General features: G+C 35.7%; 13 protein-coding genes and 1 pseudogene. 4 read left to right on the top strand and 10 right to left on the bottom strand.

All coding sequences use genetic code 11. From position 1 onward, the window contains the following. Window positions 1-18 precede the first annotated feature (18 nt). The 5 genes from B4N66_RS02930 to B4N66_RS02910 form a co-directional block, all read right to left on the bottom strand. The gene (locus tag B4N66_RS02930; RefSeq protein ID WP_291092244.1) at window positions 19-651 is read right to left on the bottom strand and encodes a class I SAM-dependent methyltransferase; all 633 of its coding nucleotides are present in this window, start codon (window positions 649-651) and stop codon (window positions 19-21) included. A 199-nt stretch (window positions 652-850) separates the two neighbouring features. Beyond that, window positions 851-1,966, bottom strand: a complete 1,116-nt coding sequence (locus B4N66_RS02925) for a DUF4268 domain-containing protein (protein WP_291092243.1) — start codon at window positions 1,964-1,966, stop codon at window positions 851-853. Window positions 1,967-2,137: 171 nt separating this feature from the next. Then, window positions 2,138-2,686, bottom strand: coding sequence for a hypothetical protein (locus tag B4N66_RS02920; RefSeq protein ID WP_291092242.1), 549 nt, complete (start codon window positions 2,684-2,686; stop codon window positions 2,138-2,140). A 369-nt stretch (window positions 2,687-3,055) separates the two neighbouring features. Beyond that, entirely contained in the window at window positions 3,056-5,692 is a 2,637-nt protein-coding gene (gene cphA, locus B4N66_RS02915) for a cyanophycin synthetase (protein WP_291092241.1), read from the bottom strand. Between the two features lie 114 nt (window positions 5,693-5,806). Then, complete coding sequence (locus B4N66_RS02910) at window positions 5,807-6,973, bottom strand: zinc-dependent alcohol dehydrogenase (RefSeq protein WP_291092240.1); 1,167 nt, start codon at window positions 6,971-6,973, stop codon at window positions 5,807-5,809. 767 nt (window positions 6,974-7,740) lie between these two features. Here B4N66_RS02910 and gyrB point away from each other — a divergent pair. From gyrB to secDF, 3 genes are all read left to right on the top strand, one after another. Beyond that, window positions 7,741-9,681, top strand: a complete 1,941-nt coding sequence (gene gyrB / locus B4N66_RS02905; protein ID WP_291092239.1) for a DNA topoisomerase (ATP-hydrolyzing) subunit B — start codon at window positions 7,741-7,743, stop codon at window positions 9,679-9,681. Between the two features lie 29 nt (window positions 9,682-9,710). Further along, entirely contained in the window at window positions 9,711-10,646 is a 936-nt protein-coding gene (gene mdh / locus B4N66_RS02900; RefSeq protein WP_291092238.1) for a malate dehydrogenase, read from the top strand. A gap of 191 nt (window positions 10,647-10,837) precedes the next feature. After that, a complete protein-coding gene (secDF, locus tag B4N66_RS02895) occupies window positions 10,838-13,804 on the top strand; it encodes a protein translocase subunit SecDF (protein WP_291092237.1) in 2,967 nt (988 codons plus the stop codon). A 667-nt stretch (window positions 13,805-14,471) separates the two neighbouring features. On the opposite strand, the gene B4N66_RS02890 is transcribed toward secDF, so the two are convergent. From B4N66_RS02890 to folE, 5 genes are all read right to left on the bottom strand, one after another. Beyond that, window positions 14,472-14,996, bottom strand: coding sequence for a hypothetical protein (locus B4N66_RS02890; protein ID WP_291092236.1), 525 nt, complete (start codon window positions 14,994-14,996; stop codon window positions 14,472-14,474). A 35-nt stretch (window positions 14,997-15,031) separates the two neighbouring features. Continuing rightward, window positions 15,032-15,958 carry a prolipoprotein diacylglyceryl transferase gene (gene lgt, locus B4N66_RS02885; protein WP_291092235.1) on the bottom strand — a complete coding sequence of 309 codons (927 nt, stop codon included), beginning with the start codon at window positions 15,956-15,958 and terminating at the stop codon, window positions 15,032-15,034. A gap of 82 nt (window positions 15,959-16,040) precedes the next feature. Beyond that, window positions 16,041-16,265 (bottom strand): membrane protein insertion efficiency factor YidD, encoded by a 225-nt coding sequence (gene yidD / locus B4N66_RS02880; RefSeq protein ID WP_291092234.1) that lies wholly within the window; start codon window positions 16,263-16,265, stop codon window positions 16,041-16,043. Between the two features lie 95 nt (window positions 16,266-16,360). Continuing rightward, the gene (gene cysS, locus B4N66_RS02875; RefSeq protein WP_291092233.1) at window positions 16,361-17,842 is read right to left on the bottom strand and encodes a cysteine--tRNA ligase; all 1,482 of its coding nucleotides are present in this window, start codon (window positions 17,840-17,842) and stop codon (window positions 16,361-16,363) included. A 298-nt stretch (window positions 17,843-18,140) separates the two neighbouring features. After that, a complete protein-coding gene (gene folE / locus B4N66_RS02870; protein WP_291092232.1) occupies window positions 18,141-18,812 on the bottom strand; it encodes a GTP cyclohydrolase I FolE in 672 nt (223 codons plus the stop codon). Window positions 18,813-18,967: 155 nt separating this feature from the next. On the opposite strand from folE, the pseudogene B4N66_RS02865 reads away from it, so the two are divergent. Further along, a pseudogene (locus B4N66_RS02865) lies at window positions 18,968-22,605 on the top strand (hypothetical protein); the annotation flags it as partial.

Raw genomic sequence — 22,605 nt, 5'->3', positions numbered from 1 at the left:
AGAGCTACTTTTAAGCAGTCATTTTTTCTTCGCTATCAATATTGTATGAATGTCGATGTCGGTTTCATTTTTTTTATATTCTACTTTAAAAATTTTAAAGATGGCAAAATTATTTTCTATCAGTTGTTTGGTTAGGTCGTTTAAATTGTAAAAATAGAAATAGCTTCTGTCTCCACTACTTCCAATTTGAAAGTCGGATTTACTTGGGTCGCCTTCAACAAAACTTATGTAAAGAAGCCCATCTTCATTGAGCAAATTGAAACAGTCTGTGATAAATTTTTGACTGTCTGTATGCGACAAATAAGGCAAGCAAAAACCACAAATTATTCCGTCATATTTTGTTTTGATTTCGTCAAGATGTCTGCTGTCCATAATGGCGAAGCTTGCTGGGGGATTATTCTTTTTCGCAAGTTCTATCATATTTGGGGCAATGTCAATTCCGAAAATGTCAAAGTCCGCTCGTACTGATAAAAGATATTTTGTAATGTTACCCGGTCCGCAACCAATTTCTAACAGTTTTGCATTTTTCTTGGTCACTGAATTGCAAACAAAATCATACGTTTCATTATATAAGTCCAAGTTCATAAAACGGTCTTGATATAATGAAGCAATTTTGTTCCATGTTTCAAATGTTTCTTTATATCTGTCCATTTTTTTTGTTTTTACAGAATGTATTTAACTTGTTTATAGAGCTATTTTATAGGTTTTTGATAACTCCGAAGTCGGGAGACTTCGGAGAGCGGGGGACCGAGATTTCTCCATTAGCACAAAACGAAGTTAGGAAAAACAAACGAACAACTTACTGAAAATTAGCCATGAGTTTTAGTATTTGTTATAGGCTGGGCTTGTATTATTTCAATTTAGTTCTTAATCTAGAAATTGGTTCTCTAAAAGTTTTCTCTAATTGTAGCATTGAGTGAACTAAAAACTTAATAATTTCTGGCCAATCTTCTTTTTGAAAATAGTCAAAGTTTGTTTTCTCTAGTTTTATTCTAGAGGCTTTTTTATCGGGCAACTCTTGCCAAATTAATTGTTCAGCAAAAACTGATTCGATTTCGTTTTCTTGTTCTTTAAGTATTTTGAAAATAAGTTTATTTTCTTCTTTTGATCTACTAATATAAATCTCAACTCTAGCATTTTGATTAGTAATAACGAAATTAAATGTGACTCCTGAAAGTCCGCTACCGATCGCAAGCCAATTGTCTTTCGATGGACTAATGTTTTGCCAACTGTTTGTTTGAGAATTTATCTCTTTTAATAATTGTTTCCAAAATTCAAGTCTTATAATATATCTAGATTTAAGTTCTTCTTGAGTGTTAATGTCGTCTTGTGTTTTATCAGCCATACTTATAACATAATCCTCAGCTTCTTTCATTGGAATAATTTGTTCAATGTTCAGAACTAATTGATCACCAAACTCGAAAGGAGTTGCTTTGAAACATTGGATCCTTAATTTATAATTCAGTAACCATAAAACGGTTGACGTAACTTCTTTTCTAAAATGTGCGGCAACCATTATAATTCTTTGAGTTTGTCCACTATTTAGACTTATCTCCGCAAAATCATTTGCGTTGAAAAATTCAATCAGATTTTCTTCGGCGTTTTCACCTTTTGACTGCTTGTCTAAATAATCCTGATAAATACGCCGAATGTGTTCTTTTTTGAGTGTTGAGCAATATGAAGCATATTTTAACGCTTGCCAAGTTACATCTCGACCAGTATCGTCAAGTTTGTTTTCAATTACAATTAAATTTCCTTGTTTATCAATACCTAAAAGATCCAAGCGTTCATTAGTATCGTTGAATCCGTTAAATTCTTTTTGAATTATTAGTATTTCTTCGCCTAATGATTCCGGATTATTGGCAATCCATTCTTGCAAATGATTTCTTTCCCTGAACCCAAGTTCTGTAAATGATTTTTCATTTAGTTTTGTAATTCGGTTTGTATTTTTGTCTATTATGTACATATATTGTTTTGAGTACGAATTTTTAGCCTTGTCTATAACGTTCCTCGGCTATAGTTTCGCTGCGTTGGTTAAGCAATAAAGTTAATAAATAAACACCAACCATTCACGGATGCGAAGTTTTTCCGAAAGTAAAAATACGTAGCAGTGAACTATAGCCGATGTTGTGCAACGTTATTTTAGTTTTTCCAATGATTTCAAGATTCTTTTTTTGGTTTTGTCAGTTTCTAATGGACTATTATCATAAACAAATCTTTCTATCATTTTCCACTTTTTATTTTTATTATCAATTACATACAACATCATAACTCCTCTGTTTATATCTCCAAAATAACCATTTATAGATATAAAAATTGAATTTTTATGTTTGTCCGTAAGAAGTTCAGCAGGCACATTTTCGGATTTATAACTTATTCCTCTTTCCACTGACGAATTGATTGTTCTGTAATCCTTGAACAAGAACGGTACTTCAATGTATTCTGCATTTGGATATTCAGCTGTCAAAGTTTCTATCGTAAATTTAGTTAAGCTTTCCCTTTTGTCTGGATGTTCAATAAAGGAAAAATTTGATTTTTCTTTTATTTCAATGTAGGGCGTAATTATGCTAACGCTGTCTTTATTAATAATAAAATTTTCGTTTTTATTACTTGATTCCAGCGTATTTTTTTTAGTAGAACAAGCCACCAAAATAAAGATTAAAAGAAGTATTATTGTTTTTTTCATAATGTTGCACAACTTGTTTATACCCGCTACTTTATAGCGTAATATAATCAAATATACAATTTATTTATATTCTTACAAATCGTCAATTCGACTTTTATCTGTTAAATACTTTTGGTACTGACGTGTGTGTAAATTTTTGTTGTTTTGCTACTGTTATTTCCTGATAATTGTTGAATGAAATGTAAATCTGTATTTTTAAAATGAAATATCTTCCTAGCACTTCACCCGCATGAGGGATAGCAGCGGAAAGCCCACAGAGAGGAGGCACGACGAACGATCCCGATAACTATCGGGATGCAGCGGATAGCCCGACCCGTAGTTTACGGAGGGGCATGCTCAAAAAAAATAAGAAGTTTTAGATTTACAGTTTTATATAACCGCTCCTAAATCGATCGGGGCGTTTTCAAAATCCAATTGTTGTTGCACATAGGCTAGGGTGTTTGGAATATCATCTGCACACACAAAAATGAATTCGCCTTTTTTTGCACTATCAATGGCATACTGAATGGCTTCGGTTTCATCGGAAACGATGGTGACTTCTACGTTGAGGTTAACTTCTCGGATGCCTTCCATAAGTAAAGTGGTGAGTTGTTCTTTGGTTCGTCCGCGGTTGTTTCTGTCGTGTTTGAGAATTATTTTATCAAACATTTGTCCGGCATATCGGCCGATGCTTCTAACGTCTTCATCACGACGGTCGCCCGTGGCAGAAACAACACCTGTTTTTTGGGTTGCCTGAACTTGATTCATATATTTTTCCATATGTTCATATCCGCTGGTGTTGTGAGCATAATCGACCATCAAAATAAAATCTTTGAATTTAAAATGATTCATTCTGCCCGGTGTCATTTCGGGAGAAGGAATGAACGTTTGAAGTCCGGCAGCTATTGCTTCTAACGAAAAATTACTAATCGAAGCGGTCAACAAAGCAGGAAGAATATTTTTAATCATAAACTCGCACGTGCCCGAGAAGGTCAGCGGAACTTGAGACACTTCTGCGATGGTTGTTTTCCATTCGCCTTTACTGATGACAAAACGATTGTTTTCGATAAAAGCGGCTAATCCACCTTCGCGGCAATGGTTAATGATGCGTGGATTATTGGCATCCATACTGAACAAAGCGATATTGCAATCGAGGCTTCGTTTGATACGGAAAACCAAATCATCATCGGCATTCAGAATCGCATAACCGTGATCAAACGTGCTTTGCGGAACAACGGCTTTTACTCTTGCGAGTTGATGAATGGTGTCAATGTCGTTTAAACCTAAATGGTCGTCGGTGATATTGGTTACGATACTAATGTTGCAATTATCAAACCCTAAACCGGACCGAAGAATGCCACCTCTGGCACATTCGAGTACGGCGAAATCGACTAATGGATCACGCAAAACTACTGCTGCACTGGCCGGACCGCTGCAATCGCCTTTCAGAATTAGGTTTCCATCGATGTAAATTCCGTCAGTGGAAGTATAACCGGTATGATGTCCTGCAGTTTGTGCCAAATGGGCGATTAATCGGGTAACGGTTGTTTTACCATTCGTTCCTGTCACGGCAACAAGTGGAATACGCGATTCTGCGTTATTTGGGAAAAGCATTTCTACTAAAGGTTCTGCTACATTTCTTGGCGTTCCTTCGGTAGGAGAAAGGTGCATTCTGAGTCCGGGACCTGCGTTGACTTCAATGATTGCTCCGTTTTGGTTGGTGATGGGTTCTGCAACGTCTTCTGCCATAATATCAATGCCACAGATGTCTAAATTCATTAAACGTGCGATGCGTTCTGCCATAAAAACATTGGAAGGATGCACTAAATCGGTGACATCTTCTGCTGTTCCGCCGGAGCTGATGTTGGCGGTATCTTTTAAGTATAAAACAGTTCCAAATGGTAAAATTGTATTTAACGCAAGGTTCTTTTCATCTAAAATAGCTTCAAGTGCTGCGTCAATTTTTATTTTGGTAAGTTCTTTTTCGTGACCAATTCCTCTTCGTTCGTCTTTATTGGTGGCATCAATCAGTTCTGAAATGGTGGAAAAACCATTGCCAACAACCATTGCCGGAGTGCGTTTGGCAACCGCAACAAGTTTGTAATTGATGACTAAAAAACGATAATCATTTCCTTTGATAAATTTTTCGACAATGATATTTCGGGAAACTTTTTTAGCTTCATAAAAACCATTAATGGCTTGTTCGATGGTGTTGATTCGGGTTGTAATTCCTCGTCCGTGATTGCCATTGATTGGTTTTGTGACGATGGGAAAACCGATTTCGTTGATAGCTTCTTCCAATTCAGTAATGTCATAAACGAGTGTGCCTTTTGGAACCGGAATATAGTTTTTGGCTAATAAATTTCGTGTATCTTCTTTATCGGAAGCCATATTAACGGCGATACTGCTTGACGTGGAAGCAACTGAGGAACAGATAATTTTCTGATTGCAACCTTGTCCCAACATAATCAATGAATTGCTGTTGAGTCGGGTGTATGGAATGTTTCTGCGTTCGGCTTCCGCGACGATGGAGTAGGTGCTTGGACCAAATTTATCTCTGTTGTTGAGGCGTTTTAATTCTTGAATATCTTCGTCAACAGAATAGGGTTCGTTGTTGATTAGTTTTTCAACTAAATTCACAGCAGCTTTGGCGGCGTAGATTCCTGCTCTTTCGCTAGTATAGGAAAAAACAACGTGATAAATTCCGGATGTGTTGGTAGAACGGGTTCTTCCGTAGCCACATTCCATTCCGGCTAATGTTTGCAGTTCGAGAGCGATGTGTTCGATGACGTGACCAAGCCAAGTACCCTGTTTGACGCGTTCAAAGAAACCACCTTCTTCACCAATAGAACAGCGATGACTTTGCAAAGACGGTAAAACGCGTTTCAATGCTTCGCCAAAACCATCAATGGTATCTGTTGGTCGTTGTTCCCATTCGCCAATGTCAAGTTTCATAACAATTAGTTTTTTTCTGTATCCGGACCAGTAATTAGGTCCACGCATTACTTTGATATCTACTATTTTCATCGTCTTACACGCTTTATATTAAACATTTTTTATAATTATTGATTCCTTAAATTATTTCTTCAACTTAATAGGCGAAATAATTGGATTCACTTATTTTATTATCGGGTAACTTATTTATGGTTTTAAAATAACTTTCACACAATCTTCTTCTTTGTGTCTGAAAATATGGTAGGCGTGTTCTACATCCGAAAGTGGTAAACGATGCGTGATGATGTCATCTAATTTCACTTTTCCTTCTACTACATATTGTAATAATAAGTCGATGTGTTTATGCACGGGAGCTTGTCCACCTTTTAAGATAATTCCCTTATCAAAGAATTGTCCGACCGGAAAATTATCATAGGTTCCGATGTATACACCCAAAACAGAGACAATACCATTTCTTCGAACGGCACTCATACAAGCTTCTAACACTTTAGACGAACCTTTTTCAAAATTGATAACCGCTTTGGTTCGGTCAATCAAGTTTCTATCAGGTTCAAAACCTACTGCCTCTACACACACATCGGCTCCTCGATTATTGGTGATTGATCTGATATAATCGACCACATTTGCACCATCGCCTTCTTCCCATAAAATACCTTCAGCATTGGCTGTTCGAATGGCTTTGTCAAGGCGATATTGTACCGTATCAACAATTAAAACACGACCGGCTCCACGTAACCAAGCACTTTTTGCTGCCATAATACCAACCGGACCTGCACCGAAGATTAAAACGGTTTCGCCGCCTTTTACTTCGCCCCAATCAATACCTGTGTAACCTGTTGGGAAAATATCTGTGAGGAATAATGCTTGGTCATCGGATAAATTATCAGGCACAACCCGTGGACCAAAATCGGCATACGGTACTCGGGCATATTCGGCTTGACCTCCATCATAACCTCCGTATAACTCGGTATAGCCAAACATTGCTCCACCTTTTTCGGTTAGTAAAGCACCTTCGGGACCATAGTGGTCAGGGTTACTGTTTTCGCAACTTCCCGGCAATAGATTATTACAGAAGAAACAACTTCCGCACGCAATAGGGAAAGGAACAACGACACGGTCGCCTACTTTTATGTTTTTGACATCGTGACCAACTTCTTCCACAATTCCCATGAATTCGTGACCCATGACCATTGGCTGAAGTATAGGAAGACTGCCGTTATAAACGTGTAAATCGCTACCGCAAATGGCAGTGGATGTTACTTTAATAATTGCGTCTGTACTTTTTTGAATTGTAGGGTCTGCTACTGTTTCATACTTAATTTTACCACCGGGGTGAACAACTGCTGCTTTCATACGCTTAGTTTTTTAGTTACTATTTATTTATGGTGCCGTTATGGCGTACCTTCAAAAAAGATTGATTAGTATCGGAAATACAGCGGTTGAAAGCTTTCACAAATTTGTGAATGACTAGGTTAGGTTCATAGTTGTAGCGACCTCATTACTATATTGTAAAGGTCTACTGTTATTGCAGAAATTTGTTATAGAATTTTGGGGAAGGGTTATATAGTTTACATATATTTTGGTTGTGAACTAAGTTGATGCTACGAAGTCGGGAGACTTCGTGAGAAGGGGGACTCCTCTTTTGTGATTTAGAAATACTTTTATTACGTTGGTGAACCTATTGAAAGGGGTTCGAGACGTATTAAAATATGTTGTTGGATATTAATTGTGGTTGGAGACGTTGTAAAATATGTTTGAGAACTGTCAATTTTTTTATAGCACTTCACCTGCGTGAAGGATTGAAGTGAAAAGCCCGCAGGACAAAGGTTGAGTTTTTGCGGTTTGTGCCGGCGACCAAAGAAGCCGAGCACAATCCGACAAAAACCAACCTTTGGACGAGGACTTGCAACGAAAAGCCTGACCCGTAGCTTGTCGGAGGGGCACGCCCAAATCAATATTTTTCTTATAAATTCTCAATAAAAATCTTCAAAAAACAGTAAAAATAAATCAACAATTTGTTAATAACTTATCTTCTTTGTGATGGAGTTAACATAGAAAATCCCTCACAATTCCGTATATTTGCGTGTTTGACAAAAAATACATTTTAGCATTAAATTTATATGAGCGAAGAAATCAAAAAGAATAGTTATTCAGCAGATAGTATTCAGGCATTAGAGGGAATGGAGCACGTGAGAATGCGTCCTTCCATGTACATTGGCGATACAGGTGTGAGAGGTTTGCACCACTTGGTTTATGAGGTTGTGGATAACTCGATTGATGAGGCGTTGGCCGGACATTGTGATACCATAACTGTTTTTATAAACGAAGATAATTCCATTTCGGTTGAAGATAACGGACGTGGAATTCCAGTAGATATTCATAAAAAAGAAGGCGTTTCGGCTCTTGAGGTGGTTATGACCAAAATTGGAGCGGGAGGTAAGTTTGATAAAGATTCGTATAAAGTTTCCGGAGGTCTTCACGGGGTTGGTGTTTCGTGTGTGAACGCACTTTCTGACCATTTGAGAGCGACCGTTTTTAGAGATGGTAAAATATACGAACAAGAGTACGAACGTGGAAAAGCGATGTATCCTGTGAAGCAAATTGGTGAAACTACCAAACGCGGAACAATGGTTACGTTTAAGCCGGATACTACTATTTTTACACAAACGATCGAGTTTTCGTATGATACGTTGGCCGCTCGTATGCGTGAACTTTCCTTTTTGAATAAAGGAATCACCATTACAATGTGTGATAAAAGACATTTGGATGATAAAGGCGAATTAGTTACTGAAACTTTCCATTCGAAAGAAGGTTTGAAAGAATTCGTTAAGTTTTTAGATGGAAACCGTGAGCCAATCATTTCGCATGTGATTAGCATGGATAATGAAAAAGGCGAAATTCCGGTGGAAGTGGCGTTGGTGTACAATACAAGTTATTCTGAGAATATTTTTTCGTATGTAAACAATATCAACACGCACGAAGGTGGAACGCACTTGCAAGGTTTCCGTATGGGATTAACGCGTACGTTGAAGAAATATGCCGATAGTTCAGGTTTATTAGATAAATTAAAATTTGAAATTTCCGGAGACGATTTCCGTGAGGGATTAACTGCTATTATTTCGGTAAAAGTTCAAGAGCCACAATTTGAAGGACAGACTAAAACCAAGTTAGGTAACCGTGAGGTTGTTTCTCCGGTAAGTCAGTCGGTTGCGGAAATGTTAGAGAATTATTTGGAAGAGAATCCGAATGATGCAAAAATCATTGTTCAAAAAGTAATTTTGGCAGCACAAGCTCGTCACGCAGCGAAAAAAGCTCGTGAGATGGTGCAGCGTAAAACCGTTTTAGGCGGTGGTGGATTGCCGGGTAAACTTTCGGATTGTTCTGAGCAAGATCCTGAAAAATGTGAAATTTTCTTAGTCGAGGGAGATTCGGCAGGTGGAACGGCAAAACAAGGTCGTGACAGAGCATTTCAAGCGATTTTACCGCTTCGTGGTAAGATTTTGAATGTGGAGAAAGCGATGCATCACAAAGTCTTTGAAAACGAAGAGATTAGAAATATTTTCACGGCGTTGGGTGTAACCATCGGAACATCTGAAGATTCTAAAGCTTTAAACTTAGAAAAATTAAGATACCATAAAGTAGTTATTATGTGTGATGCCGACGTGGATGGTAGTCACATTTCTACGTTGATTCTAACATTCTTCTTCCGATTTATGAAAGAATTGATTGAAGGCGGTCACGTTTATATTGCAACACCACCTTTGTATTTAGTGAAAAAAGGAAACAAAAAAGAATATGCTTGGAATGATGATCAACGTGATTTGATTAATCAACGTTTAGGAGGTTCTGCTGCGATTCAACGTTATAAAGGTTTGGGAGAGATGAATGCGGAACAGCTTTGGGAAACCACATTAAACCCTGATTTCAGAACGCTACGTCAAGTAACTATTGATAGTTTGGCCGAAGCAGATCGCGTTTTCTCAATGTTGATGGGTGACGAAGTTCCGCCAAGAAGAGAGTTTATTGAGAAAAATGCGGTTTACGCTAAAATTGACGCATAAGAAATTATATAAATATAAAAATTAATAAAATGAAAGTTACCATTGTAGGAGCAGGAAACGTGGGTGCAACATGTGCCGATGCAATTGCTTACAGAAGAATTGCCAGCGAAATTGTATTGTTAGATATCCGTGAAGGTTTTGCCGAAGGGAAAGCACTAGATATTATGCAAACGCAAACCACGCTAGGTTTTAATACAAAAGTTTCAGGAAGCACGAACGATTATTCAAAAACGGCCGGAAGTGATGTGGTTGTCATTACATCAGGAATTCCAAGAAAACCGGGAATGACTCGTGAAGAGTTAATCGGAATTAATGCCGGGATTGTAAAATCAGTAGCGGAAAGTTTGTTACAACATTCGCCAAATGCAATTGTAGTTGTGGTTTCAAACCCAATGGATACAATGACGTATTTAACGTTGAAAGCAACCGGTTTACCAAAAAACAGAATCATTGGAATGGGTGGTGCGTTGGATAGTTCACGTTTCAAAACCTATTTGTCACAAGCATTAGATAAACCTGCTAATGATATTCACGGAATGGTAATTGGTGGTCACGGTGATACCACAATGATTCCGTTGACTCGTTTAGCAGCTTATAATGGTGTTCCGGTTTCTGAATTTTTATCAGCAGAAAAATTGGATAAAGTAGCAGCCGACACAATGGTTGGAGGTGCAACGTTAACAGCATTGTTAGGTACATCAGCTTGGTATGCACCAGGAGCTTCGGTAGCTTACTTAGTGGATAGCATTTTAAACGATCAAAAGAAAATGATTCCTTGTTCTGTATTTTTAGAAGGTGAATATGGTCAAAGCGATATTTGTATCGGTGTGCCTTGTATAATAGGTAAAAACGGAATTGAGAAAATAGTTGATATTGACTTAAACGAAGAAGAAAAAGCAAAATTTGCCAAAAGTGCTGATGCAGTTAGAGCAATGAATGCTGATTTAAAATCGGTTTTAGCATAATATTTTTCATATAATATAGAAGAGACTGCAATTTTGCAGTCTTTTTTTTGAGATTAATCGATAAATAAATTGGTTAATCCTATTCATAATTATATATTTGCACGTTTTATAAAATCGAAAAGAATGACTTATTTTCTTTTTACTTATAAATCAAAACCTTAACCAACAAAAATTAATTAATTCAAGTAATAATGCAGAGTAAAGGACTTATTAAATTTTTCGCAATTTTATTTGCATTGGTATGTATTTACCAACTTTCATTCACTTTTGTAGCCAATAAAGTTAAATCGGATGCCAAAGCTTTTGCCGGAGATGATGTAGCTAAAGAAGCTAAATATTTAGACTCAATCGGCAGAGAAAAAGTGTTCAATTTAGGTTTTACAGATTACACTTATAATGAGGTAAAAGATAAGCAAATCAATAAAGGTCTTGACCTTGAAGGAGGAATTAACGTAATCCTTCAAATTTCTGTAAAAGACATTTTGGTTGGTTTATCAAACGAATCACAAGATCCGGTTTTCAATAAAGCCTTAGCTGATGCAACTAAAAACATCAAAGGAAATCAAACCTATTTGGATGCCTTTTTTGAAGCTTTTGATGCAGAATCAAAAGGAAAAGTAAAATTAGCGTCGCCTGATGTTTTCTTCAACAAAAACTTAGATGGTGAGATTGATTTAAAAATGACTGATGCTCAAGTTAAAGCAGTTATTAAAAGAAAAGTAAACGAATCTGTTTTAAGTGCTTTTGAAGTACTTAGAAAACGTATCGATAAATTTGGTGTAACACAACCAAACATTCAACAATTAGGTGAAACCGGAAGAATTTTAGTAGAATTACCGGGAGCGAAAGATGTTGATCGTATTAAAAATTTATTACAAAGTACAGCTCAATTAGAGTTTTGGGAAACGCATAAATTTGAAGAAGTTGCTCCTTTCTTAGGTCAATTAAACGAAAATTTAAAAGCAACTGAAGTAAAAGTTGATATAAAAGAAACTACTAAAACTGGAATTGATTCTTTATTAACTGATGCTTCAAAAGATTCTTTAGCCAACGCAAAAGGAAATAATCCTTTATTTGATAAAATGTTATCATATGGTGGTGGTCCTGTTTTAGGCTATTTTGCACCAAAAGATACTGCGGTTATTAATGAGTATATAAACAGAAGTAGCAGCAAAGCTTTGTTGTCTCCTGAGTTGCGATTTGCTCGTTTTGTATGGGGTAAACCAACAACCATTGATAACGAGAAAAAAGAAAAAGTAGAAGCAGTTGAATTATATGCTTTAAAATCTGACGGTCGAGTAGGAAAACCAGCTATTAGTGGTGGTGTTGTTGTAGATGCCAGAGAAACTTTTGATCAATTTGGAAAACCAGCCGTATCCATGCAAATGAATGGTAAAGGTGCCAAACAATGGGAAGAATTAACAGGTAAAGCTTTTACTCAAAAAAGTAGCATTGCGATTGTTTTAGATAATATTGTTTATTCTGCACCGGGTGTTTCTACAGGGCCAATTTCCGGTGGAAGCTCTGAAATCTCAGGAAGTTTTACCATTGATGAAACAAAAGATTTAGCTAACGTTTTAAGAGCTGGTAAATTACCTGCAAAAGCAGATATTGTTCAATCGGATGTAGTAGGACCATCATTAGGTCAAGAAGCTATTGATAATGGTATGTTGTCTTTCCTTATCGGAATGGTATTAGTTGTTCTTTGGATGATTTTGTACTATGGAAAAGCTGGTATTTATGCAAACATTTCGTTGTTAGTGAATATCTTGTTTATCTTCGGAATTTTAGCAAGTTTAGGAGCTGTATTGACTTTGCCTGGTATCGCCGGTATCGTTTTAACCATTGGTATGGCGGTAGATGCAAACGTAATTATATTTGAAAGAGCAAAAGAAGAATTAGATGCAGGCAAAACATTAGAAGAAGCTGTTAACTATTCATTCACTTGGAAAGGTGCAATGTCTTCTATTTTTGATGCAAACATTACAACAGCCTTAACAGCATTAATTTTATTAGTATTCGGAACAGGTCCAATCAAAGGATTTGCTACCACTTTATTAATTGGTATTGGAACATCATTATTTACGTCTATTTTCATTACAAGATTATTCTTGGATTGGAGCGTGAAGAAAAATCAAAATCTTTCTTTTTCTACACCAATGACACATAATTGGTTTAAAAACATGAATGTTGATTTCTTGGGTAAAAAGAAAATTGCTTATGCTATTTCAAGTGTGTTAGTAATTATTTCTTTGGTTTCTTTGTTCTTTGTGAACGGATTAAATCAAGGTGTTGACTTTGTGGGTGGACGTACTTTCCAAGTTCGTTTTGATAAAGCAGTTACTGCTAGTGAAGTTAGTTCTGCTCTAACCGAAACTTTTGGAACTAATGTAGAAGCAAAAACGTTTGGTAATGATAATCAGTTAAAAATTACCACTAAATATAAGGTAAACGAAGAGAGTGAAGGGGTTGATAAAGAAGTAAATGAAAAATTATTTGAAGGATTAAAATCTTATTTCCCTAACACATCTTATGAAAATTTTGTTACCAATTATGAAGGTAAAGAAATTGGAATTTTACAAGCTTCTAAAGTTGGTCCTACCATTGCAGAAGACATCAAAACAAATTCATACTGGGCAGTATTAGGTTCATTATTAGTAGTTTTCCTTTACTTATTAATTAGTTTCAGAAAATGGCAGTTCTCATTAGGTGCTGTTGGAGCCGTATTCCATGACGTGATCATCGTACTTGGAGTTTACTCTTTATTCTGGAAGTACTTACCATTTAACATGGAAATTGATCAAGCGTTCATCGCTGCAATTCTTACTGTAATTGGTTATTCGTTAAACGATACGGTAATTGTATTTGACCGTGTGCGTGAGTTCTTAGGAACACATGAAGAAGGAACGTTTAATCAAGTTGTAAACAAAGCATTAAACACAACAATCAGTAGAACAGTTAATACATCATTAACTACGTTAATTGTATTGTTTGCCATCTTTATCTTAGGAGGTGAAACCATCCGTGGATTCGTATTTGCTATTTTGGTTGGTATCTTGGTTGGTACCTATTCTTCCTTATTCATTGCAACACCATTAATGGCTGATACAGTGAACAAACAAGAAGAAAGAAAAAGAGCTTTAAAGAAAGAAGAATAGTAAATTTATTACTTATAAAAATAAACCCGGCCTTGTGTCGGGTTTTGTTTTTTGGATAGTAACCAAAAAAATTACGTTCAAAGTTTACATTTAAATTAATCTCATAAATAAGAAATATTTACTACTCTAAAGTCGTAAGCAATTGTAGCGTTTAAAAATTTTTATGAGCGAATGGCTCGGGCTTTTTCAGTAAACCATATTCCCGCTTTCCGTTCCAATTTTTTGTTCTCGAGCAAAGCTCTCCAACAAAAAGATTTCCACTGCAACCTGCCTGCCGGTAGGCAAGGTCGGGGCTAAAAAATGAAATCATGTTCCTTTCAGCTTCGGTCAAGAATAAATTACAATTTATCTCTTTCTGAAATCACAAAAATTCAGGTTCTTTTTCATGTTTCCGGCTAGAAATATTTCAAAACTTTTTATGTTGATATTATGTCACAATTTTTCAAAATGAATTTCATCTTATTGCCAAATTATGAAATAACATAAAAATTAAGGTTACTCCAATTCAAGATGCTTTTTACTTAAGAAGAAAGCTGTAATAGAAACTATTTTTATAATGAAAAAAATATTTTACAAGTAGAACAGTACAGGAATCGTTCTCTAACAAACTACTTAACAATATATTTTGTTCTTTGATAAAATACAATATTATTTTGAAATAAAAATTTTAATAATATTTTTCACTTAATAATATTTCTGCTGCCTTAGAATATTCTATTTCTTTGATTGTAGCGTTCAATAATTCTGGATTTATATTTGAGTTAAAATACTTTTTGTCGTTATAGTTGATATATATTTGATGTGTATAGTTTTTATTTAAAGTAGACCACTGTTTTTTTTCTTTTTCACTTAGTTCATTAATTCTTAATACTTTAATTTTTTTGACATCTTTTATTTTATTTTTGTTATCAGATAGAAGTTCAAACAATTTAAAATAAATTATATACGATAATAAGACTAATATATAAATTACAATTGTTACCATAACAGCTACTTCTTTATGTATTTCATACAAAGTAGTATATTCTCCCATTCTTCTGGCAGTTCTACTTAAAAAACCTATTGGAATCACAAAAGTTCCTAAAGTAATAAATGATAGGAAAATAAATATTGGAAAGCCAACTTTGAGAGTTTGCTTTAGTTCTTTTTTTATAATTTCTTCATCTTTCGAGTCAAATTTTTTTTCTGTCATAATCTAGTTAAAGAGAGTTTTTATTCTTAGCAAAATTACACTTTCTTCGGTCTAAAAATATAATACAAACCAATCAATACAAATGGAATACTTAACCATTGTCCGGTTGTTAAAGCATTAAAGGCCGAATACTCTTCAAATCCACCTTGACTGGCTTTTACAAATTCAACAACAAATCGAACCGACCAAAGTAAAACCATGAACATTCCAAAAAGTAAACCTTCTTTTTTTCTTGCTTCTGTTTTCCAATACATGAAGAACAAAATCAGAAAAACAAAAACGTAACCAAATGCTTCATACAACTGTGAAGGATGCAAAGCCGGAACTTTGTCCAATAAAAAAGCATAATCAGGGTTTTCAGAAATGGCTTTATACGCTTCTTTAGGATCAGCTATTTTAGTGTTTAAAACAGCATCATTCTTACTGTAAAAATCTTGAACAAACTTAATTCCAAAGGCAGAATTAGTTTCATGTCCAACAATCTCAGAATTGAAAAAATTCCCTAATCGTACAAATATTGCTCCGCTGGCAACCGGAATTACTACGCGATCCAACATCCATAACAACGATTGTTTCATGATTTTTTTACTAAAGTAAATCATAAACAAAATAATAGCAATTGCTGCTCCATGACTCGCTAATCCAGAAAAACCGGTAAACTCAAATTCTGGTTTTGTTCGAATAGGCAAGAGGATACTCAACGGATCTTCTCTAAATAACTCAGATTGGTAGAAAATAACATGTCCCAATCGAGCACCAATTAAAGTAGCAACAACAGTGTAAATAAATAAACTGTCCAGTTTTTCCAAAGGTTCATTTTCTCTGTTAAAAATGTGTTTCATGATATACCAGCCTAACGCAAAAGCAACCACGAACATCAAACTATAATAGCGAATTACAAAAGAACCAATTTCAATTCCTTCAGATGGATTCCAGACAAAAGCCAAAAACGATGTAACCATAAATATGTTATTTGACGTAAATGTAAATGAATTTCGCAGAACTTGCAATTTCGAACATTTAATTAATTCTTAAAAAATGAAATTAGGGAACAGGATCATAACCACTTTTTCCCCACGGATGGCATTTGGAAATTCGTTTTACAGAAAGCCAAATCCCTTTTAAAACGCCGTGTTTCTGAATTGCTTCCGCAGAATAATGTGAGCAAGTAGGTTCAAATCTACACGTTGCCGGAGTTAATGGCGAAATCACCGTTTGATAAAACCGAATCAGAAAAATAAAAGGAAACTGAATTATTTTTTTTAGCATTGATTGAGATTTCTTAAGAATAAACTAATTCAATGGCAAAGTGATTTCATATGTATTCAATCCAACCTGAAACCTGAAACCTGAAACAATCTTAACTAATTTACACTAAAACTCGTCCCATCCTTCCCATCTTTCAACTGTATTCCAACAGACAAAAGTTGATCACGAATTTGATCCGAAAGAGCAAAATCCTTATTCGCACGAGCTTCGTTTCGCATCTGAATCATCAAATTAACTACGCCTTCTAATTTTTCAGAATTATCGTTGGTAGTTTTTTCGTCTGTAATTCCCAAAACATCAAAAATAAATCCTTTTAAAGTTGCTTTCAGTTCGTTCAAATCATTTTCCGTAATCGTTTCTTTTCCGTCATTAATCAAATTCACAAAACGAATTCCTTCAAACAACTGAGCAATTAAAATAGGTGTATTAAAATCGTCATTCATCGCTTCATAACAACTTTTTTTCCAAGCTGAAATATCCAAAGTAGAGGTGGAGCCGGTTTTTAATTTTTCCAACAAATCCATTCCTTCCATCAAGCGATTAAATCCTTTTTCGGAACCAACAATCGCATCATTAGAAAAATCCAAAACACTTCTATAATGTGCTTGAAGCATAAAAAAACGCGTCACATTGGGTGAAAAAGATTTACTCAAAATTTCATTTTCACCACTAAAAATTTCGTTTGGTAAAATATAATTCCCGGTTGACTTCGCCATTTTTTTACCGTTCAAAATCAGCATATTGGCGTGCATCCAAAAGTTCACCGGACTGTGGCCCGTACACGCTTCGTTTTGAGCAATTTCACATTCGTGATGAGGAAATTTCAAATCCATTCCACCACCGTGAATATCAAAAGTTTCACCTAAATATTTGGTACTCATTGCTGTACATTCCAAATGCCAACCCGGAAAACCAATTCCCCAAGGCGAAGGCCAACGCATAATGTGTTGTGGTTCCGCTTTTTTCCATAAGGCAAAATCTTGCGGACTCTTTTTATCCGAAACACCGTCCAAATCACGTGTATTCGCAATCATATCTTCAATGTTTCTGCCGCTCAATTTTCCGTAATGATGTGTTTCATTAAACTTTTTTACATCAAAATAGACCGAACCATTCGATTCATAGGCAAAACCATTATCAATAATTTTTTGTATAATTTCCTGTTGTTCAATAATATGTCCGGTTGCGGTTGGTTCAATACTTGGCGGAAGAAAATTCAATTTATGCAAAATCGTATGAAAATCAACCGTATAACGTTGCACAATTTCCATTGGTTCCAACTGCTCGATTCGTGCTTTTTTGGCAATTCGGTCTTCACCTTCTTCCGCATCATTTTCCAAATGGCCGGCATCAGTAATATTTCGCACATAGCGAACCTTATATCCCAAATGAAGAAAATAACGAAAAATCACATCAAAACTCATAAAAGTCCGCACGTTTCCAAGGTGAACATTGCTGTAAACCGTTGGTCCACAGACATACATTCCCACATTTCCTTCGTGAATTGGTTTAAAAACTTCTTTTTCACCCGAAAGCGAATTGTATATTTTTAAGGTCTGATTTTCGTATAACTTCATTATTATTTCTATATTTTTTTAACTCCAAACTAATTACTCCCAACTGAAAACTGCGACTGATTCCGATAACTATCGGGAGCGACTGAATAAGAAGCTAATCCCGCTATCCATTCCAATCTTTCGTCAAAAAAAGTTATTTTTCTAAGTGTTTTTTGTGCTTCCGTTGGTCGCAAAAAAACACTAACAAAAATATACTTTTTTTTTCGCAAGGATTTCCATTGCTATCGGGGCTAGGGCTCAGTGCTAACTTTCAATTTCTAGTCAATCTTTCAACCCGAAACTTGAAACCTACTTCTCCCTAAAACTTCGTATCTAATTTAATATAATCCAAAAACTCTCTTCTAACTTTCTCGTCTTTAAATTTTCCACCAAATTCAGAAGTAACCGTACTACTTTCAATATCTCTGATTCCTCTTGAATTTACACACAAATGCTTTGCATCAATCACACAAGCAACATCTTCGGTATTCAAAGCTTTTTGCAATTCTTTCACAATTTGCATCGTAAGTCTTTCCTGAACTTGCGGACGTTTTGCAAAATAATCCACAATTCTGTTCATCTTAGATAAACCAATTACTTTTCCACTCGAAATATAGGCCACATGAGCTCTTCCCACAATAGGAAGCAAATGATGTTCGCAAGTAGAATAAAGTGTGATGTTTTTTTCAACCAACATTTCACCGTATTTATATCCGTTTTCAAACGTAGAAGAACTCGGTTTTCTGGACGGATTTAATCCACCAAAAATTTCTTTGACAAACATTTTTGCTACTCGGTTCGGAGTGCCTTTCATACTGTCATCGGTTAAATCCATTCCCAATGTATTCAAAATATTGGTTACATCTTTTTTGATTAATTCGATTTTTTGATCATCGGTTAAATCAAATGCATCTTTTCTTACCGGATTATCCACAGAAGTTCCAATGTGGTTATCTCCTAAATCATCGGAAAAAGTATCGTTACTGTTCATTAAATATAGTATAAATAAGTAAACTTATAAAGTCTGCAAAGATAAACAAAACAAGGAAATTTTCAGGTATAAAAAATTGAATTGTAAAATTTAGAAATTTTAAGATAATTATAAGTTAAAAATATGTAAATTTCCAGCTTTAAAAATTCCAAATTATGAATATAAGAATACTATTTTGTTTGTTTAGTTGTCTTTTAATCAGCTTTTTAAGTGCTCAGAATTTAATTCCAAATGGAGATTTTGAGCAAGGAAACGGAATTGGTTTCCAATCCGACTATAATTTCACTAATCCGGGAGCTGGTCAGGCAAATAGTGTTCCGAGACAGTATGCAATTATCAATAATCCGTTTTTACTCAACACAAACAATTTTGTCAATTCAGGCGATTATACCACCGGAACAGGATTAATGATGGTTTGTGATGGAGCACATAATCAATCAGAAGTTTTTTGGAAAACAAATGGAGATATTTTATTAGAGGCTGGTCAAACGTATCGTTTTAGATTCTTCATACGATCAGTCAATAATACCAACCCTCAACCTGAAATTGGTTTTAGAGTTATGGCTGCGGCAGCTACTTACTTCACAGGAAGTTATACTGTTACAAATCCATCAACAGGTTGGCAAGAGGTTAGTTTCGAATATACTGTTTCTGAGCCTGGTGCTCCTTACAGAAGATTTGAATTATTCAATATCAATCAAAGTGACGTTGGAAATGATTTTGCAATTGATGAAATTATTTTAGAACGTTTAGATGCATTAGAAGTTAATTATTCGGCTATAAATGTTTCGTGTTTTGGTCAAGATGATGGTTCAATTGTTGTTTATGGTCAAGGAGGTACACAACCTTATACTTCTTATTCCATAGCAGGCCCAGTAAATCTTACGAACACAACTAATGGTGTTTTTGTCGGACTTCCTCCGGGAACTTATAGTGCCTCAGTTACAGATTCAGATGGAAACTCAGCGGCCGTTTCAGGAATAATTATAACCGAACCAAATGATTTAACAGTTACCCCCAACAGAACGATATGTCTAGGGGAGTCTGCCACATTAACCGCATCAGGTGGTGATAATTATGTTTGGACAGCAGTTCCCGCAGATCCGTCACTAACTAACCCGAATAGTGCTTCAGTTGTAGTAAGTCCAAATAATACAACAACTTATACAGTCAATTCAACATCTGTTGCATCAAGAAATTTAATTTTTAACGGCGATTTTTCGTTAGGCAACACAGGTTTTACTACGGATTATCAATATTTGGATCCTGTAAATCCAGTTGGTGTTCAAGGTGCTTATGCAGTAGTAACAAATTCTCAAACATGGTTTGCAGGTTTTTCAAATTGTACTGATAATACTTCAGGAACTGGTAATATGATGGTTTTGGATGGTTCAGTGGCCAATGCAGGAAATGATAAAGTTTGGTGTCAAACAGTACCGGTAACACCGGGTCAAGATTACACTTTTTCTTATTGGGTTCAAACGGTTGCTACTCCAAATCCAGCCAATCTTGAAGTAATGATTAATGGTACATCTGTAGGTTCCAATCTTGCTCCATCTACCGCTTGTGGATGGGTACAAAGAACATATACTTGGAACTCAGGTTCAGATACAACAGCAGAAATTTGCATATTCGATAGGGTAGTTACTGCCGCTGGAAATGATTTTGCTATTGATGATATTGAATTTGTAACCGATGTGACCTGTAACCTCTCTAAATCTGTAATAGTTACTGTTCAAACAATTTCTGCTACTGCTGCTTTTACAAGTGGAGATGTTGCGGGTTGTCCTGGATCAACAGTTCTAACATTTAGTGGAACACCAAATACGAATATTACTATTTCTTCTAGTTCAGGAGGATTCTATAATATACCAATTAATGCTGCAGGAACAGCTTCATTTACAACACCCTTTTTGAGTTCAACAACTGTTTTTAATTTAGTAAGTATTTTCCAAAATCCTCCGGGTTGTACAGCACCACTTTCAGGTAGTGTTACAATAACAATTAATCTTAATGGTTGTGCCACGGTTACAGCTGGAGGTGTAGATTTGGGAGATTCTTCATCAGCTCAAATCTGTGAAGTTGGTGATTGTGTTGAATTAACCGCATCTTACGTGGATTTTGGAACAACTACACAATATACAGTTAGTGAGATAGATTTCTGTCCTCAAGCACCTTTCATAAATAGCGGTGCTCCATGGAATGAATTATATGGAAATCCCGCTCCTCCAGGTGGAGTAAATGGAGATGATCAATGGGCTGCACCATTTGTTTTTCCAAATCCAAATCCTGCCGACCCACCATTTGTTTTTTGCTTCTTTGGGAATCAATACACGAGCGTCAATGTAGGAACTAATGGAGTTATAACATTTAATCCTCAAGCTGGAGGAAGTTATTGTCCTTGGCCTTTTACACAAACCATTCCTAATGCTACTTTTCCAATTAGAAATGCTATATATGGTGTTTATCAAGACACTAATTTTGCAGTAACTCCCACACCACCTGCACAAATTAGTGCTACATATGCTGTTGTAGGAACTTATCCTTGTAGAAAATTTATTGCTAATTTTGCTAATCTACCACAGTTTTCGTGTAATAATAGTGTTGGTCTGCAGACTTCCCAAATAGTTTTATATGAAATATCTAATATTATTGAAGTATATGTTCAACGCAGAACACCTTGTCCTGGATGGAATAGTGGTAATGGTTTGATTGGAATTCAAAATGCCGCAGGTACTTTAGCATACACACCAACAGGTTATAACACCGGAGCATGGTCTGCTACTGATAAGGCATTCAGATTTACACCTTCAGGGCCATCATCAACAACATTTCAGTGGTTAGAAAATGGAGCACCATATAGTACAGATACAACTATAACTGTTTGTCCTTCAGTAACTTCTGTTTACACCGCACAAGCAACATATACACAATGTAGTGGTGTAACTAGTGTAGAAAGAGATTTCTTAGTAGAAGTCTTTCCAGATTCTGGTTCTGATGCAAATGACTTAGTTGAGTGTGAAAATCTTTTTGATTTAACAGAAAATGATGCCGTAGTGATTGGTACAGGTAATCCTTTTGATTTTAGTGTTGGTTACTTTTTAACGGAAAGTGATGCGGAGTTTTTGTTGGATCAAATTGTAGACCCTACAACATTTGTTGCAACAAGTAATCCGCAAACAATTTATGCCGGAGTTTTAGATTTTAATACAGGATGTAATAGAATTAAACCTTTTTTAATACAATGGAACCCATGTGGACTAGATCCTCAAGCTGATCCACTAGAATTATGTGATGATGTTTCTGATGATGGATTTGAAATTTTTGATTTAACACAAAATGATTTAGCCGCTTTAAATGGATTGGATTCAAGTTTGCATAACATTACTTACCATACAAGTCAAGCCGATGCAAATGTAGGAGCAGCACCAATTGGTTCTGCAAATGCATATAATGGTACAACTCAAACTATCTATGTTCGTGTGGAAGAAATTGCTAATCCAACAACTAATTTTGGAACAGCGTCTTTTTCATTAACAGTACATCCTGCCGTAACTGTTACAGTCAACGATTCAACTGTATGTGATGGAATTGCAGCTACTGTAACAGCCACACCAGGTGGTGTAGGACCATATGATTATAACTGGACAGTTCCTTCAGGAACCAATCCGGGTAATGTAGCAAGTTTCGGGACTACTCAAGCGGGTGTTTATAGTGTAATTATAACCGATTTAACAACTGGTTGTCAATCAATTTCTGCTAGTGGAATAGTCACCGTTAACCCCAACCCAAC

Source organism: Flavobacterium sp. UBA2787 (assembly GCA_002352205.1).
In the GTDB taxonomy this organism is placed as follows: Bacteria; Bacteroidota; Bacteroidia; order Flavobacteriales; family Flavobacteriaceae; genus Flavobacterium.
This window is presented reverse-complemented; position numbering and strand designations above follow the sequence as displayed.

Bases quoted from the DNA above. Each gene is read 5' to 3' on its own strand.
- B4N66_RS02930 (WP_291092244.1), bottom strand. From the start codon at position 651: ATGGACAGATATAAAGAAACATTTGAAACATGGAACAAAATTGCTTCA.
- B4N66_RS02925 (WP_291092243.1), bottom strand. From the start codon at position 1,966: ATGTACATAATAGACAAAAATACAAACCGAATTACAAAACTAAATGAA.
- B4N66_RS02920 (WP_291092242.1), bottom strand. From the start codon at position 2,686: ATGAAAAAAACAATAATACTTCTTTTAATCTTTATTTTGGTGGCTTGT.
- cphA (WP_291092241.1), bottom strand. From the start codon at position 5,692: ATGAAAATAGTAGATATCAAAGTAATGCGTGGACCTAATTACTGGTCC.
- B4N66_RS02910 (WP_291092240.1), bottom strand. From the start codon at position 6,973: ATGAAAGCAGCAGTTGTTCACCCCGGTGGTAAAATTAAGTATGAAACA.
- gyrB (WP_291092239.1), top strand. From the start codon at position 7,741: ATGAGCGAAGAAATCAAAAAGAATAGTTATTCAGCAGATAGTATTCAG.
- mdh (WP_291092238.1), top strand. From the start codon at position 9,711: ATGAAAGTTACCATTGTAGGAGCAGGAAACGTGGGTGCAACATGTGCC.
- secDF (WP_291092237.1), top strand. From the start codon at position 10,838: ATGCAGAGTAAAGGACTTATTAAATTTTTCGCAATTTTATTTGCATTG.
- B4N66_RS02890 (WP_291092236.1), bottom strand. From the start codon at position 14,996: ATGACAGAAAAAAAATTTGACTCGAAAGATGAAGAAATTATAAAAAAA.
- lgt (WP_291092235.1), bottom strand. From the start codon at position 15,958: ATGGTTACATCGTTTTTGGCTTTTGTCTGGAATCCATCTGAAGGAATT.
- yidD (WP_291092234.1), bottom strand. From the start codon at position 16,265: ATGCTAAAAAAAATAATTCAGTTTCCTTTTATTTTTCTGATTCGGTTT.
- cysS (WP_291092233.1), bottom strand. From the start codon at position 17,842: ATGAAGTTATACGAAAATCAGACCTTAAAAATATACAATTCGCTTTCG.
- folE (WP_291092232.1), bottom strand. From the start codon at position 18,812: ATGAACAGTAACGATACTTTTTCCGATGATTTAGGAGATAACCACATT.